The 16243-nt window shown below is 40.9% G+C and carries 9 protein-coding genes and 1 CRISPR repeat array; of the genes, 7 read left to right on the plus strand and 2 right to left on the minus strand.

Annotated elements, in window-relative coordinates:
- Positions 1 to 3605: 3605 nt before the first annotated feature.
- Positions 3606 to 4711: direct repeats of the CRISPR family, unit length 37 nt; unit sequence GTCAGAGAGGTAGTTCCAGCGAGAGTAGGATTAAGAC.
- A 2358-nt stretch (positions 4712 to 7069) separates the two neighbouring features.
- On the minus strand, positions 7070 to 9067 hold the full coding sequence (locus K5X82_14720; protein ID QZT36497.1) for an OmpA family protein: 1998 nt from the start codon (positions 9065 to 9067) through the stop codon (positions 7070 to 7072).
- Between the two features lie 313 nt (positions 9068 to 9380).
- Between K5X82_14720 and pyrE the strand changes: the two genes are divergently transcribed.
- Complete coding sequence (pyrE, locus tag K5X82_14725; protein ID QZT36498.1) at positions 9381 to 10013, plus strand: orotate phosphoribosyltransferase; 633 nt, start codon at positions 9381 to 9383, stop codon at positions 10011 to 10013.
- 114 nt (positions 10014 to 10127) lie between these two features.
- The gene (locus K5X82_14730; protein ID QZT36499.1) at positions 10128 to 10592 is read left to right on the plus strand and encodes a hypothetical protein; all 465 of its coding nucleotides are present in this window, start codon (positions 10128 to 10130) and stop codon (positions 10590 to 10592) included.
- A gap of 27 nt (positions 10593 to 10619) precedes the next feature.
- On the opposite strand, the gene K5X82_14735 is transcribed toward K5X82_14730, so the two are convergent.
- Positions 10620 to 11375, minus strand: a complete 756-nt coding sequence (locus K5X82_14735; protein QZT36500.1) for a biotin--[acetyl-CoA-carboxylase] ligase — start codon at positions 11373 to 11375, stop codon at positions 10620 to 10622.
- Between the two features lie 129 nt (positions 11376 to 11504).
- Here K5X82_14735 and rsfS point away from each other — a divergent pair, with 129 nt between their 5' ends.
- The 5 genes from rsfS to pssA all read left to right on the plus strand — a co-directional run bounded on the left by rsfS (position 11505) and on the right by pssA (position 16159).
- On the plus strand, positions 11505 to 11864 hold the full coding sequence (gene rsfS, locus K5X82_14740; protein QZT36501.1) for a ribosome silencing factor: 360 nt from the start codon (positions 11505 to 11507) through the stop codon (positions 11862 to 11864).
- A complete protein-coding gene (ftsH, locus tag K5X82_14745) occupies positions 11822 to 13963 on the plus strand; it encodes an ATP-dependent zinc metalloprotease FtsH (protein ID QZT36502.1) in 2142 nt (713 codons plus the stop codon). The genes rsfS and ftsH overlap by 43 nt, the downstream gene beginning before the upstream one ends.
- A gap of 298 nt (positions 13964 to 14261) precedes the next feature.
- Positions 14262 to 14510 carry a hypothetical protein gene (locus K5X82_14750; GenBank protein ID QZT36503.1) on the plus strand — a complete coding sequence of 83 codons (249 nt, stop codon included), beginning with the start codon at positions 14262 to 14264 and terminating at the stop codon, positions 14508 to 14510.
- 5 nt (positions 14511 to 14515) lie between these two features.
- Complete coding sequence (locus tag K5X82_14755) at positions 14516 to 15340, plus strand: phosphatidate cytidylyltransferase (GenBank protein ID QZT36504.1); 825 nt, start codon at positions 14516 to 14518, stop codon at positions 15338 to 15340.
- Between the two features lie 84 nt (positions 15341 to 15424).
- A complete protein-coding gene (gene pssA, locus K5X82_14760) occupies positions 15425 to 16159 on the plus strand; it encodes a CDP-diacylglycerol--serine O-phosphatidyltransferase (GenBank protein QZT36505.1) in 735 nt (244 codons plus the stop codon).
- The last annotated feature ends 84 nt before the right edge of the window (positions 16160 to 16243 follow it).

Below are 16243 nucleotides of genomic sequence, written 5' to 3' on the forward strand. Positions count from 1 at the left end.
TTAGTTTCTTCATTATAAAAATAGTTAAATTATATTATTGTAATGATAAGGTTTTAATACAAATTTATTTTGTGTTTGTTATGTTTAACATATGAGGCGAGTGGGGGTGAAATGTCTTTTGAAGTAATGTGTTAGTTGTGTCTTTAGATGTTATAGGGCTATTGTTGTTCGCAATATATGTGATTTGAAAATATTGCCATGTCATTTTTGTGTTTTTATTAAGGTTCTTTTTGTGTAATTAATCATGGGTTTGATTTTAGCCTTGTGGCCTATTCTAAAATGGATGATATGTTTGTGCCAATTCATTGGCACGCCTTGCGCTTAGTGGTGATGCATGGTAATATAGCCACGGATTAGACGGATTTTTACGGATCTGGTTGAAGTGCAAGGGAAATTGAACCACTAAGGCACGAAGACACGAAGGGTTGATGCGCAAGGATGGTACACCGATGAAAGGGATCTTTTTATGATTACGTAGAGGCGCGATGCTCGCGTCTATTGGATACTTCAACAGCCCCGAATGGGGTGACCGAACGTAGCCCAATGGTGAAATGGATATGAAGTGCTTTAGCTCTGAATAAGGAATGGAGCCTTGGGTTAGCACCACTCACCTACATCCAAGGGCTGAAAGCCTGACCCCTCAGATCGTAGTTGACTCATATGAATGGAAGACAAGAAATTCATAGCCATGTATTTGACGGATTCTCACAGATCTTAGTTGATGTGTAGGGGTATGGGACAGCCGCTGGGAACGGGGTGCTCCAGCTCGGCATCGTGTGTCAACTTTACTATTGAGCAACTTGTCCGTGATGTAACATACGCAGATGAATACTAAGGTTGTCGCTCTCTTGGGGTACGATGCCGAGCGGAGCACCCCGTTCCCAGTGGATGGCACACAGATGAAACAGACCTTTTTATGACTACGTAGAGGCGCGATGCTCGCGTCTATTGGATAGCTAATTTCATTGAGGTGGATTTGCGTAGTTTGTGCCAATTCATTGGCACGCCATGCGCTTAGTGGTGATACATGGTAATATAGCCACGGATTAGACGGATTTTTACGGATCTGGTTGATGTGCAAGGGAAATTGAACCGCTAAGGCACGAAGGGTTGATGCGCATGGATGGTACACCGATAAAACAGATCTTTTTATGACTACGTAGAGGCGCGATGTTCGCGTCTATTGGATACTTCAACAGCCCCGAATGGGGTGACCTAACCTAGCCCAATGGTGAAATGGATATGAAGTGCTTTAGCTCTGAATAAGGAATGGAGCCTTGGGTTAGAACCACTCACCTACATCCAAGGGCTGAAAGCCTGACCCCTCAGATCGTAGTTAACTTATATAAATGGAAGACAAGAAATTCATAGCCATGTATTTGACGGATTCTCACAGATCTTAGTTGATGTGTAGCGTTATGGAACAGCCGCTGGGAACGCTGAGCTCCAGCTCGGCATCGTGTGTCAACTTTACCATTGAGCAACTTGTCCATGATGTAACATACGATGAATACTAAGGTTGTCGCTCTCTTGTCGTACGATGCCGAGCGGAGCACCCCGTTCCCAGTGGATGGCACACAGATGAAACAGACCTTTTTATGACTACGTAGAGGCGCGATGTTCGCGTCTATTGGATAGCTAATTTCATTGACGTGGATTTGCGTAGTTTGTGTCAATTTATTGGCACGCCTTGCGCTTAGTGGCGATACATGGTAATATAGCCACGGATTCAACGGATTTGACGGATTTTTACGGATCTGGTTGATGTGCAAGGGAAATTGAACCGCTAAGGCACGAAGACACGAAGGGTTGATGCGCATGGATGGTACACCGATAAAAGGGATCTTTTTATGACTACGTAGAGGCGCGATGTTCGCGTCTATTGGATACTTCAACAGCCCCGAATGGGGTGACCTAACCTAGCCCAATGGTGAAATGGATATGAAGTGCTTTAGCTCTGAATAAGGAATGGAGCCTTGGGTTAGCACCACTCACCTACATCTAAGGGCTGAAAGCCTGACCCCTCAGATCGTAGTTAACTTATATAAATGGAAGACAAGAAATTCATAGCCATGTATTTGACGGATTCTCACAGATCTTAGTTGATGTGTAGGGGTATGGGACAGCCGCTGGGAACGGGGTGCTCCGCTCGGCATCGTGTGTCAACTTTACCATTGAGCAACTTGTCCGTGATGCAACCTACGCAGATGAATACTAAGGTTGTCGCTCTCTTGTGGTACGATGCCGAGCGGAGCACCCCGTTCCCAGTGGATGGCACACAGATGAAACAGATCTTTTTATGACTACGTAGAGGCGTGATGCTCGCGTCTATTGGATAGCTAATTTCATTGAGGTGGATTTGCGTAGTTTGTGTCAATGCCTCGGCACGCCTTGCGCTTAGTGGCGATACATGGTAATATAGCCACGGATTCAACGGATTTGACGGATTTCTACGGATCTTGGTTGATGTGCAAGGGAAATTGAACCGCTAAGGCACGAAGACACGAAGGGTTGATGCGCATGGATGGTACACCGATGAAAGGGATCTTTTTATGTCTACGTAGAGGCGCGATGCTCGCGTCTATTGGATAGCTAATTTCATGGACGTGGATTTGCGTAGTTTGTGCCAATTCATTGGCACGCCTTGCGCTTAGTGGTGATGCATGGTAATATAGCCACGGATTCAACGGATTAGACGGATTTTTACGGATCTGGTTGATGTGCAAGGGAAATTGAACCGCTAAGGCACGAAGACACGAAGGGTTGATGCGCATGGATGGTACACCGATGAAAGGGATCTTTTTATGACTACGTAGAGGCGCGATGTTCGCGTCTATTGGATACTTCAACAGCCCCGAATGGGGTGACCTAACCTAGCCCAATGGTGAAATGGATATGAAGTGCTTTAGCTCTGAATAAGGAATGGAGCCTTGGGTTAGCACCACTCACCTACATCCAAGGGCTGAAAGCCTGACCCCTCAGATCGTAGTTAACTTATATAAATGGAAGACAAGAAATTCATAGCCACGGATTTCTACGGATCTTGGTTGAGGTCCCAGCGTTATGGGACAGCCGCTGGGAACGCTGAGCTCCAGCTCGGCATCGTGTGTCAACTTTACTATTGAGCAACTTGTCCATGATGTAACATACGATGAATACTAAGGTTGTCGCTCTCTTGTGGTACGATGCCGAGCGGAGCTCAGCGTTCCCAGTGGATGGGACACAGATGTAACTGATTAGACCGATGAAACAGATTTTTTTATGACTACGTAGAGGCGTGATGCTCGCGTCTATTGGATAGCTAATTTCATTGAGGTGGATTTGCGTAGTTTGTGCCAATTTATTGGCACGTCGTGCGCCTCAAGATTGATTCTGGCTTTTTCGTTTAATTACGTTACCTAATACTTTGCATATCTCCATAATTATGATCATATTTACAGTGCAAAGAGATGGATATATCCTATGCTGTATAGCATGTTTATGGTGTCGTTTTTATTTCTATCTTTGCAGTGTGCTTACTAAAGGTTAATAATTGTAAAGATGATAGAGTTTTTGTTAAAATACTGCCGTAATCGATTGATTATCAGTATTGCCTTTTGTTTGCTGTCAGAGAGGTAGTTCCAGCGAGAGTAGGATTAAGACCATCAAGATGGATTTCAAAGACACACTGATATTAGTCAGAGAGGTAGTTCCAGCGAGAGTAGGATTAAGACTGAATTGTAGTTCGTTTACGCATCTTTAGAGATAGTCAGAGAGGTAGTTCCAGCGAGAGTAGGATTAAGACCCTCAAAGTTCTTACGATACAACTTTAAGTTTGAGTCAGAGAGGTAGTTCCAGCGAGAGTAGGATTAAGACGGATTTCTCCTTGGTATTGTATTCTATCTCATGTCAGAGAGGTAGTTCCAGCGAGAGTAGGATTAAGACTGATGGACCGAAATCCATCAATAAATTATCCAGGGTCAGAGAGGTAGTTCCAGCGAGAGTAGGATTAAGACCTGGTTATTAACATCGTTAACTGTGTTAGCGTCGTCAGAGAGGTAGTTCCAGCGAGAGTAGGATTAAGACAATGTACTTAACTCCAATTGTTGCATTGGTGATGTCAGAGAGGTAGTTCCAGCGAGAGTAGGATTAAGACCGATTATTACTACTAATAGCATTTTTCTTGTCTTGTCAGAGAGGTAGTTCCAGCGAGAGTAGGATTAAGACAATCTAACTCCACACCTAGATCACTTGAGTACTCTGTCAGAGAGGTAGTTCCAGCGAGAGTAGGATTAAGACTATTTGCAAACCATTTGCACTGTTTGCAAGAACGTTGTCAGAGAGGTAGTTCCAGCGAGAGTAGGATTAAGACATTGCTTTACGAATAAAACATACTCATCCATGAAGTCAGAGAGGTAGTTCCAGCGAGAGTAGGATTAAGACTGTCTGTTTTAACCCAGACTGTTAGGCTTTCATCGGTCAGAGAGGTAGTTCCAGCGAGAGTAGGATTAAGACCTTCCGCCTTGGAGGATGCATATACGCGTCCTTGTCAGAGAGGTAGTTCCAGCGAGAGTAGGATTAAGACATTCCTCTTTCGAAGATTCAGGTGTTATTCCGTCTTGTCAGAGAGGTAGTTCCAGCGAGAGTAGGATTAAGACTTCATCGAAGATTTCTAGATGGTTCATTAGAATTATTGTCAGAGAGATAGTTTCAGCGAGAGTAGGATTAAGAAAAAGCATATTAGAACACTTGGTTCTGGTATGCTTTTTATGTTATATGGTTGGGGTTTCCCTCACGTGCCAATGAATTGGCACAAACTATGACGTATTGGGTGTGGAATGGATGGTGTGGTTTTTAGTTTGTGAGGGTTGTATGTTAGATTTGTGGACGTAGGATGAAATGAGTCGGGTCGGACTTTCAGCCCTTGGTTGGTGGTGGGTGGAGTTACCCAAGGCTCCATTTCATATTCAGAGCTAAAGCACTTCATATTACATTTCACCATTGGGCTATGTTCGGTTTCCCTTTCAGGGAAAGTTGAAGTATTGGACGTGGGTATAACAAGAAGATCTGTATTAAGCAGTTTGATTTGTGTCATCCTTATTCTATTCTTACGTATCGATTAAGATCTGAGTTGAATAGTAAGTTGTGGCTCTCTTGTCGTACGATGCCGAGCGGAGCTCGGCATTCCCAGTGTTTGCAGCTTTGGAGATGCAACTTTTTTATGGATAAAATGCAGTAGGTCGGACTTTCAGCCCTTGGTTGGTGGTGGGTGGAGTTACCCAAGGCTTCATTTCATATTCAGAGCTAAAGCACTTCATATTACATTTCACCATTGGGCTATGTTCGGTTTCCCTTTCAGGGAAAGTTGAAGTATTGGACGTGGGTATAACAAGAAGATCTGTATTAAGCAGTTTGATTTGTGTCATCCTTATTCTATTCTTACGTATCGATTAAGATCTGAGTTGAATAGTAAGTTGTGGCTCTCTTGTCGTACGATGCCGAGCGGAGCGGAGCGTTCCCAGTGTTTGCAGCTTTGGAGATGCAACTTTTTTATGGATAAAATGCAGTAGGTCGGACTTTCAGCCCTTGCTTGGTGGTGGGTGGAGTTACCCAAGGCTCCATTTCATATTCAGAGCTAAAGCACTTCATATTACATTTCACCATTGGGCTATGTTCGGTTTCCCTTTCAGGTAATGTGGAGGATTTGATGTGGGTATAACAAGAAGATCCGTATTAATCAGTTTAGTTTGTGTCATCCTTATTCTATTCTTACGTATCGACTAAGATCTGAGTTGAATAGTAAGTTGTGGCTCTCTTGTGGTACGATGCCGAGCGGAGCTCAGCGTTCCCAGTGTTTGCAGCTTTGGAGATGCAACTTTTTTATGGATAAAATGAAATAGGTCGGACTTTCAGCCCTTGGTTGGTGGTGGGTGGAGTTACCCAAGGCTTCATTTCATATTCAGAGCTAAAGCACTTCATATTACATTTCACCATTGGGCTATGTTCGGTTTCCCTTTCAGGGAAAGTTGAAGTATTGGACGTGGGTATAACAAGAAGATCTGTATTAAGCAGTTTGATTTGTGTCATCCTTATTCTATTCTTACGTATCGATTAAGATCTGAGTTGAATAGTAAGTTGTGGCTCTCTTGTCGTACGATGCCGAGCGGAGCGGAGCGTTCCCAGTGTTTGCAGCTTTGGAGATGCAACTTTTTTATGGATAAAATGCAGTAGGTCGGACTTTCAGCCCTTGCTTGGTGGTGGGTGGAGTTACCCAAGGCTCCATTTCATATTCAGAGCTAAAGCACTTCATATTACATTTCACCATTGGGCTATGTTCGGTTTCCCTTTCAGGTAATGTGGAGGATTTGATGTGGGTATAACAAGAAGATCCGTATTAATCAGTTTAGTTTGTGTCATCCTTATTCTATTCTTACGTATCGACTAAGATCTGAGTTGAATAGTAAGTTGTGGCTCTCTTGTGGTACGATGCCGAGCGGAGCTCAGCGTTCCCAGTGTTTGCAGCTTTGGAGATGCAACTTTTTTATGGATAAAATGAAATAGGTCGGACTTTCAGCCCTTGGTTGGTGGTGGGTGGAGTTACCCAAGGCTTCATTTCATATTCAGAGCTAAAGCACTTCATATTACATTTCACCATTGGGCTATGTTCGGTTTCCCTTTCAGGGAATGTGGAGGATTTGATGTGGGTATAACAAGAAGATCCGTATTAATCAGTTTAGTTTGTGTCATCCTTATTCTATTCTTACGTATCGACTAAGATCTGAGTTGAATAGTAAGTTGTTACTCTTCTGATACATGATGACGAGCTGGAGCGCAGCGTTTGCAGTTTAATGGGTATAGACTTTTATATTATAAACGTTATCCTCGTTATATTGTGCGGGTTAGTGTTTTGTATTTTATTATTGCACTAGTTTACCTGTTTTGTAGTGGGGCTTATTTGGCAACGATGTTGTTGCATTGATAAGTCTTTTTTATTACAATTAAGTAAATCAGCCGATAACAAACTTGTTATCGGCTGATTTATTAGGTGTAAGATGTTATGTTTTTCCCGAACTCTCTGATAGAGTGGGTGCTATTTTTTTAGGTAGTTGGTCGAGATGACACGGAATTCAGTACGACGGTTGATTTGGTGACAGATCTCTTGCTGCTCGTTATCCATCTTAAGAATATTCTCCATGGTAAGCACTTCTCCTTCTTTAAGGAAGTCATATTTCTCTGCTAATGCTGTATCAACTACTTTAGGAGAAGTCTTTCCATATCCTTTGGCTGTTAGGCGAACACTTTGGATGCCTTTGGCTTTAAGGTAAGAGACAACGCTTTGTGCACGTTTTTGTGATAGGGTAAAGTTGGATTGTTGGTCTCCTCGTGCATCGGTATGCGCCATGATCTCAATGGCGATGGTTGGGTTGTCTATAAGAATTTGATATAGCTGGTCGAGGGATGTTTTCGATTGAGGTAGAAGATCCCATTTGGCTAAGTCGAAGTAGATGTTGTCTACCGAGATCGGAGCATCGGTGGGGGTGAGGGCAAGGTTGGTATTTAGATGTATGCTCTCTTTTGCTTCTAGTGTGTTGAAAAGGTATTTGGCATTAAGAAACCCTTTCTTGTAGGCTGCAACGAGGTACTCTTCGTCTTTTTTGATATTGAAACTGTATTTTCCGTTTCTTGATTTTAGTTTCAACATGGTTCCCTGTGTTCCAATAATTCGAACTGTGGCATTGCTGATCGGCTCTTGCGTCTTTTTGTTGCTAATGTGTCCTTCGATGGTGAACTCCATGGCAGGAATGATGAAAGAGAAGATGTCGTCTGATCGTGTACCTTTTCTATTGGATGTGAATAGTCCTTGTTCTTTACCAGCAAGAAAGGTGATGGCGAAGTCGTCTTCTGAAGAGTTGATGGGTGATCTTGCGTTTTCGACTTCCCATACACCATCTTCATTTTGTATGGCTTTGAATATATCTAGTCCTCCTATGCCGATGTGGGTGTCGGAAGAGAAGTATAGCTCTCCATTGTCTCTAATGAATGGGTAGGTCTCGTTTCCTGGGGTATTGATTTGTGGCCCTAGGTTGGTGGCACGTCCCCACTTGCCATTACTGTTTTTAGCTACCCATATGTCGTTTCCTCCATAACCTCCTGGTCGGTCGGATACGAAGTATAGCTCTTTGCCATCTAAAGTGATGGATGGGTGGGCTACCATGATGGAGTCGTTGGGTATCATTACTGGCTCTGGTTTGGCCCATTGATCACCATCTACTCTACTCTTATATACTACCGCGCTGGCTTTCCCTGCTTTGTTGTACTGGCATTTTGTATAGTAGATTACGGAACCTTGAGAGGTGAAAGAGGTGACGGCTTCGTCTTCTGGTCCGTTGATAATCATATTTGGGTCGAGCGTAACTGGTTTCTCCCAACGCTGTCTCTGTATATTAAAATTTGCATAACAGAGGTCGTAGAATTGCTCTCCTGTAATGCTACTTTTCTTTTTGCTTACGATCTCTGGATTGTTGGATGAGAAGACAAGATAGTTGCTGCGTGATGTGGGGTATATCGCGGCAATATCAGATCCTTTAGAGTTGATCTCTTTCATCTTTTTGATCTCTACTCTCGACTTGGATTGAATCCATTCAGGCGCAAGTTTTGCCATACGTATCTTCTCTTTAGCCACTTTTGATTTAGGGTTGGCCTGTAGGAATGTTTCGTATGTTTCTATCGCTTTCTCATATTTTCCACTGCCACAAAGCATGTCACCATAGGTGAGTAGTAGTGTGGAGTCGTTATATTTATAGGTCAAAGCCCTTTTGTAGAATGCCGAAGCTTTACGATAGTCTCCTATGCGATGGTAGTTTTGTGCTGTCTCGTAGAAGAAGCGACCTCTCTGCTCTTTGCTTTGCGATTTGGATGCTGCTTTTGTAAATAGCTTTGCCGCTTTATGGTATTCTCCATTCTCTTTGCTGCGGTTTGCTTTTTTTATAAGACTGCTCAATTGGCAGTTGCTAAAGGTGAAGAGAAGAGAAAAAGCCATGATGGCACGGCCTGCTTGTTTGAAGAAAAGGTTCTTTGTAAAGCCCATTATGTTTCGAAATTACTATTTACGTATATCTTGTTGTTAGTTTAAAACGTCTCATCTTTTTATTTATTATAGGCAAAGGAGCTTATCTGTGATATTTTGAACTATGCGAATACTCAAATTGTTGAAAAGAGAGTATCGGTTTAGAATGAGAGCTAGGAGCCGAGGTTTACCGAGACTTTTTAGCCGTAGGTGTTTTTTTATTAATGATTTAACGATTTCTTAAGGATGTTGTTAAGTAGAATATTATTGAATAATATTAAAACTTTCTTACCTTTGCCGAAGTATTCAAATATACAAGAAAAAGCATATTGATATGGAAGACTTACAATTGGAAGTAACAAAAAAGTTAGTGGAGATTAATACAATCAAGATTTCACCTGAGAGTCCTTTTACTTGGGCATCTGGATGGAAGTCTCCAATTTATTGTGACAATAGAAAGGTGCTTTCTTATCCTGCTGTTCGTACTTTTATTGCAAAGAGATTTGCAGAATTGATTCGAGAGAAATATCCTCAAGCAGAGGTGATCGCAGGGGTGGCTACAGGAGCTATCGCACATGGTGTGTTGGTAGCAGAAGAGCTTGGCCTTCCGTTTGTATACGTTAGATCGAAGCCAAAAGATCACGGTTTAGAGAATTTGATTGAAGGAGATTTGACTCCTGATCAAAAGGTGGTTATCATCGAGGATTTGGTATCTACAGGTGTTAGTTCGCTTAAAGCTGCTGAAGCGATTCGTAATTTTGGTGGAGATGTGCTAGGTATGTTGGCTATCTTTACTTATAACTTTACGATTGCGAAAGAGAATTTTGAAGAGGCTAATATTGAATTGACCACTTTGAGTAAGTACCAAAATCTTTTGGAGCTTGCACTAAGTAATGGCGACATTACAGAAGATCAAAAGCAAGATTTGGATAGTTGGAGAATTGATCCAGCTAACTGGGGACGCTAGTTGATCCAACACCATATTAGAGAGGCTATTTCGAAAAGGGAATAGCCTTTTTTATGGTGTTTTTATTAGTGATGGTTTCAAAAGAAGGTTTATTTTTGCCAAAAAAATGAAATTATGGGATTAGAAAAATATATTAGTGATGTGGTGACCTTGGATTGGGATCAGCATGTGGTTTATGAGAAACTAAGTACGTTTAAGACTTTTGAAGCGCTTTTCTCACCAGAGAATATAGAGAAGGTGAAGAGCCAGGTGAAAGATGCTCCTGACTTTAAAATAGAAGATTTTGAAGCTACTGACGACACTTGTTCTTTTAAGGTAGGATCGATGGGGCGTACTGGTTTACAGATTGTCAACCGTGAGCCATCGAAAGAGATTAAGATGACTGGTAATGGGACTGTTCCATTTAAATTTACTTTTTGGATTCAGGTTCTTCCTGTGACTTCTACTACTTCTAAGGTTCGTTTGACAGTTCATGCTGATATGAATATGATGATGAAAATGATGGTGGGGAAGAAGTTGAAGAGCGGCATTAACCAGTTGGCTAATGGCTTGCAACAAATTCCATTCGGAAATCTATAGTGGATATCTGAATTTTGATACACCTTGTTATTTGGCAGGGTGTATCAAACGTATCTCCTTGAAATTGTAGGTGTGTAGGGTTTTATCTTCTTTTTCTACTTCTAGTTGCCCTATCGAATTCACTCCAATTATCGTTCCTTTAAATATCCCGTATTTGTCTTCGTATGTCGCTGTGATATGGTGAAGATATAGCTGTTGATGGTAATGGTTGTCGATCATATTAGGGTCGCGCTCCATGATGTCCCACTGTGTTTGTATGTGCTGTAATAGCTCTTTTCGTTCTGTCTCTAGATCGTAGGTTTGGCCTGTAATCTGTGATAAGGAGATAGGGTTTGGTGCATCCGAGCTAAAGTGTTGTTGATTTATGTTTAGCCCTATCCCAGCAACGGCTACTGACACTTTGCTACCCATCCATTTTGTTTCAATAAGTATCCCACATATTTTGTTGTTATCGACATAGATGTCATTAGGCCATTTAATTGTAACTTTTTGTGCCGTTTTTTGTTGAAGATATGAACAGAGTCCAAGAGAGATGGCCTGTGATATACGAAACTGCTCGGTGATTTCTATGTTTCGAGGTTCGAGAATAATGGAAAAGGTGAGGTTTTGATTGGCTGTACTTTCCCAGTAGTTTCCTTTCTGTCCTTTGCCTGCCGTTTGGAGGTTGGCGAATATGGTGGTGCCATGCACCTGACTTTTTGTCTGTAATAGACGGTTGGCATAGTTATTGGTAGAATCTATGTGATTTAATTGAACTATTATGTCACCAATGTTAGTATTCATTGAAAGTTTTTCTTTATGTGTTGAAAATATTGGGCAAAAATAATATCCTTTGGTCTTAAATATAATAATTACGGATTAAAATATATCTTTGTAACTAATGACCATCTGAAAAAAGATAGAGTAGACTATATGAATGAAACTCAAAAATTGATTGATTCTATTGTTGAGGGAATACAACAAAAGAGAGGAAAAGATGTTAAGGTGATAGACCTCCGTGAAGTAGATGGTGCAAGTACGGATTATATGATATTTTGTCATGGTAGCTCCACGGTAAATGTAGATGCAATTTGTAATGGTATTGCCGAAGAGGTGGTGAGTAAATTGCATATAGATCCAAGAACGGTAGAAGGTTTGCGTAATGCCCAATGGGTTGTAGTGGATTATTTCGATGTGATCGTTCATGTGTTCTTAGAAGAGTATCGCTCTTTCTACAACATCGAAGATTTATGGTCAGATGGAGAGTTAACCCTAATAGAAAGCGAAAATTAAAAGCAAATATGGCTAAAGATAATAATAAGAAGGGCTGGAATAAGCCTAAACAAGGAAAGCCCAGCAATAATGGTAAGGGTGGGCTTCCCCAAAAATTTAATCCTTTTCTATTCTTTGGTATTATCACCCTATTGTTTTTAGGGTTTCAGTTTTTTGCTGGAGGTGGTAGTGCAATAGAAAAAAGTTGGACTGAACTACGTCCAATGGTGTCAAATCAGGATATTCAGAAGGTTGATGTAGTGAATCGATCTAAGGCTGAGTTTTTTCTTAAAGCCGATAGCTTTAAGAAGTATGAGGGCGAATTTAAAGGAGCCTTCTCTAAACCTACTATTGAAGGACCTCAGTTTTATGTGAATATTGGAGATGTGGCTGTTTTTACAAGACAGTTGGAAAAAGCACAGGGTAATGTACCCGAAGATGATCGTATTGGGATCTCTTACCAAGAACGTACCGATTCGATGAGTGTGTTGTTTAGCTTGGCTCCAATATTGATTATCATATTTATATGGTTCTACCTTTTCCGTCGTATGGGTAAAGGTGGTGGCGCTGGTGGTTCTGGAGGAATTTTCAATGTGGGTAAATCACAGGCAAAGGTTTTCGAGAAAGGCGAGAAAGTAGATACTACCTTTAAAGATGTGGCAGGACTTTCGGAAGCTAAAGAGGAGATTGAAGAGATTGTGGACTTCTTGAAGAGTCCAGATAAATATACTAAGCTTGGAGGTAAAATACCTCGTGGAGCACTACTTGTAGGACCTCCCGGAACAGGAAAGACGTTGTTGGCTAAAGCCGTTGCTGGAGAAGCTGGTGTCCCTTTCTTCTCGATGTCAGGTTCTGACTTTGTGGAGATGTTTGTTGGGGTTGGAGCTTCGAGAGTTCGTGACCTGTTTAAGCAAGCAAAAGAGAAAGCTCCTTGTATTATCTTTATTGATGAGATCGATGCTATTGGTCGTGCAAGAAGTAAGAATGGTGGTTTTTCATCGAATGACGAAAGAGAGAATACTCTGAATCAGCTGTTGACTGAGATGGATGGTTTTGGAACCAATTCAGGGGTGATAATCCTAGCTGCTACGAACCGTGCGGATATCTTAGATAGGGCATTGATGAGAGCAGGTCGTTTTGATCGCCAGATACATGTAGATCTGCCTGATTTGAATGAGAGAAAAGCAATTTTTAAAGTGCATTTACGTCCTTTGAAAGTTAGTGAGGATTTCGATTCTGATTTCTTGGCCAAACAGACTCCTGGTTTCTCTGGTGCAGATATTGCAAATGTTTGTAATGAGGCTGCATTGTATGCTGCTCGTAAGAAGAAGGATGTGATTGATCGTCAAGATTTCTTGGATGCAGTAGACCGTATTGTGGGTGGATTGGAGAAGAAGAATAAGATATTAACTCCAATGGAGAAGAAGACAATTGCTTTCCATGAGGCAGGTCATGCGTCGGTGAGCTGGTTGCTTGAACATGCGCATCCATTGGTTAAAGTGACTATTGTTCCACGTGGTTACGCTTTAGGTGCAGCATGGTATCTGCCTGAAGAGCGTCAGATTACAACCAAAGAGCAGTTGTTGGATGAGATGTGTGCTACCTTAGGTGGTCGTGCGGCGGAAGAGATTGTTTTTGGTCGTATCTCTACAGGAGCACAAAATGATTTGGAGAAAGTAACCAAGTTGGCTTATTCGATGATCTCTATTTATGGTATGAGTGGTAAGGTCGGAAATGTTAGTTTCCATGACTCATCAGGAAATCAAGGTTATGGTTTTTCTAAGCCTTATAGTGAAGAGACAGCTGTGATGATTGATCATGAGGTAAGAGAGCTAATTGAGGCTTCTTATGAGAGAGCAAAACAGATTCTGTTGACTAATAAAGAGGCCTTTGAGAAGTTGGCAAATATTCTTCTTGAGCGTGAGGTAATCTTTACGGATGATGTACAGACTATCTTTGGTGCACGTCCTTGGAAAAGCAAGACAGACGAACTTGAGGAGGCTTATGTTAAAAGTGAAGCTGCTTTAGCAGAGGCTGCTGAACAGAAGATGGAAACATCGGAAGAGGAAGTTTCGAGTGAGGAGAAAACATCAGAAGATAAGAATGAAGCGGAGGCATAATTTCGTGTCGAAGTGATATTCAAATGATATATTAAAGTGAGTGAGGTGTTCCATATTTGGGATGCCTCATTTTTTATTTAAACGTTTTGTTGAATCGGTTGTTTTAACTATTGAGAGAGGTGGTTTGATGCCATTTTGAGGCTAGTCTGTATACTGAACATTAACAATAATAAAAATCGCTATATTATTTTATGAATAAACGACACATTAAGTTTTTTTCTTACATTTGCGGATGCTGAATCTTGAAAGAGTGTTAAAGTATTATAAACTAAAGTCTTTTTGAATAGATATCATTGACATGCTAGATTTACAAACGGTTCGTAAAGAATACGATAGGTATGACGAAGGCTGGAAGCTTGTCTCGATATCTAATGATAAGTATATTTTAGATGAGATTACTTACTGTCTTCAAGACCAAAAAATTGTCTCGATGCTATTGGATTATGGCGAAGAGTCAATGTTGTCTTTAGGTTATGCATTGTTATATGTGAGACCTCAAGATGTTGATGATGCTAAGGCTATTGTTGAACAATATAATATATACTAGACCCATTGAATAATTTACAACAAAGAACACTGACGGGCATTCTTTTTGTCTGTACGTTAGTTGGATCAATCGCTATTGGTAAATGGACTTTTTTTGTGCTTTTTATCTTGATCTCTTATCTGGCAACCAATGAATTTTATCATCTTGCCTATAAAGCCAAAGCGCGCCCCAATAGAAAGATAGGTATCGCTACAAGTATCTATATCTTTATCTCATTTTTTCTTGTTGCATCAGGAATGGTGCCATCAAAAGTGACGCTGGGTATCATTCCATTGATCGTGGGTCTTTTTGTATATGAACTCTATCGTGATAGTAAAGTGCCTTTCTTAAACTTGGCTTTTACGCTTTTGGGATTGGTTTATGTAACTACTCCTTTGGCCCTGTTTAATTTCTTTGTATTTCCTCCTGAAGGAGAGGCATACGCTGCTTATTCACCATATCTCTTAATGGGGATATTTATCTTTATCTGGACCAATGACTCAGGTGCTTACCTTTTCGGTTCTCAGTTTGGAAAGCATAAGTTGTTTGAACGTATCTCTCCTAAGAAGACATGGGAGGGAAGTATTGGTGGCGGTGTGATGACAATGATCGCAGCTGTCGTATTAAGTTATCTTTTTCCACAATATAAAATGGTGGACATGTTGGTTGTAGCACTCATTACAGTGGTGGCAGGAACATTGGGTGACTTAGTGGAATCGATGTTTAAACGTAGTATTGATGTCAAAGATAGCGGATCATTCTTTCCAGGACATGGAGGTTTGTTAGACCGTTTCGATAGTGTGATTTTGGCTGCACCTATGGTCTATTTTTATATTAGATTGATATCGTAGTATGAAAGAATAAAAGAGTCGCTCTGGGTTTACGATGTGAAGATTGTTAATTCATTGAGTGCTTCGAAATAAAATATTTAGAAAATGATCAAAAAACATATACCGAATAGTATTACCAGCTTGAATATAATTTCAGGGGTTCTCGCTGTTTACTTTGCTTTGTATGGTGAACTTAAACTTGCTGTGATTGCAATTTTTTGTGGAGCTATATTTGATTTCTGTGACGGATTGGTGGCAAGAGCTTTAAAAGCATATTCAGATATTGGTAAAGAGTTGGACTCTTTAGCCGATATGATCACTTTTGGTTTTGCTCCTGGTGCGCTCCTTTTTGGTGTTTTGCAGATAACTCTTGAAGGTAAGGTGATGTCACCGATGGAGGTTGTGAACTCTTCATACGTTGGGTATTACTTGTGTGCTTTGGTTATTCCCGTTTTCTCAGGTCTTAGATTGGCTAAATTTAATGTTGATACAAGACAGTCGACATCTTTTATCGGTATGCCAACTCCAGCAAATGCAATCTTTTGGGCTTCTTTGGCTCTGCTTTGTGTGGATGGAGTGGAAGGACATTGGTATGCGTTTATGTTTAATCCAACTCTTTTGGCGATTCTAGCCTTTGCGACATCATTCTTGTTGGTGTCTGAGGTTCCAATGTTTTCATTTAAGTTTAAGAATCTATCTTTTAAAGAGAATAAAATACGATTTTTCTTTTTAGCTGTGGTGATTACCCTAATCTCCTGCTTTGGTGTGTTGGGAATTACTTTCGCCATGTTATTGTATGTGGTTTTGTCTGTAGCTCAGTGCTTTTTTTGTAAGTCATAGGATGAATCGAGATAATTTAAAAAGTCCTTTCTATGGTTAGAAGGGATTTTTTTTGTACTTTAATTTTGAATTGAAAAAATACTT

Source organism: Prolixibacteraceae bacterium (assembly GCA_019856515.1).
In the GTDB taxonomy this organism is placed as follows: domain Bacteria; phylum Bacteroidota; class Bacteroidia; order Bacteroidales; family Prolixibacteraceae; genus Halosquirtibacter; species Halosquirtibacter xylanolyticus.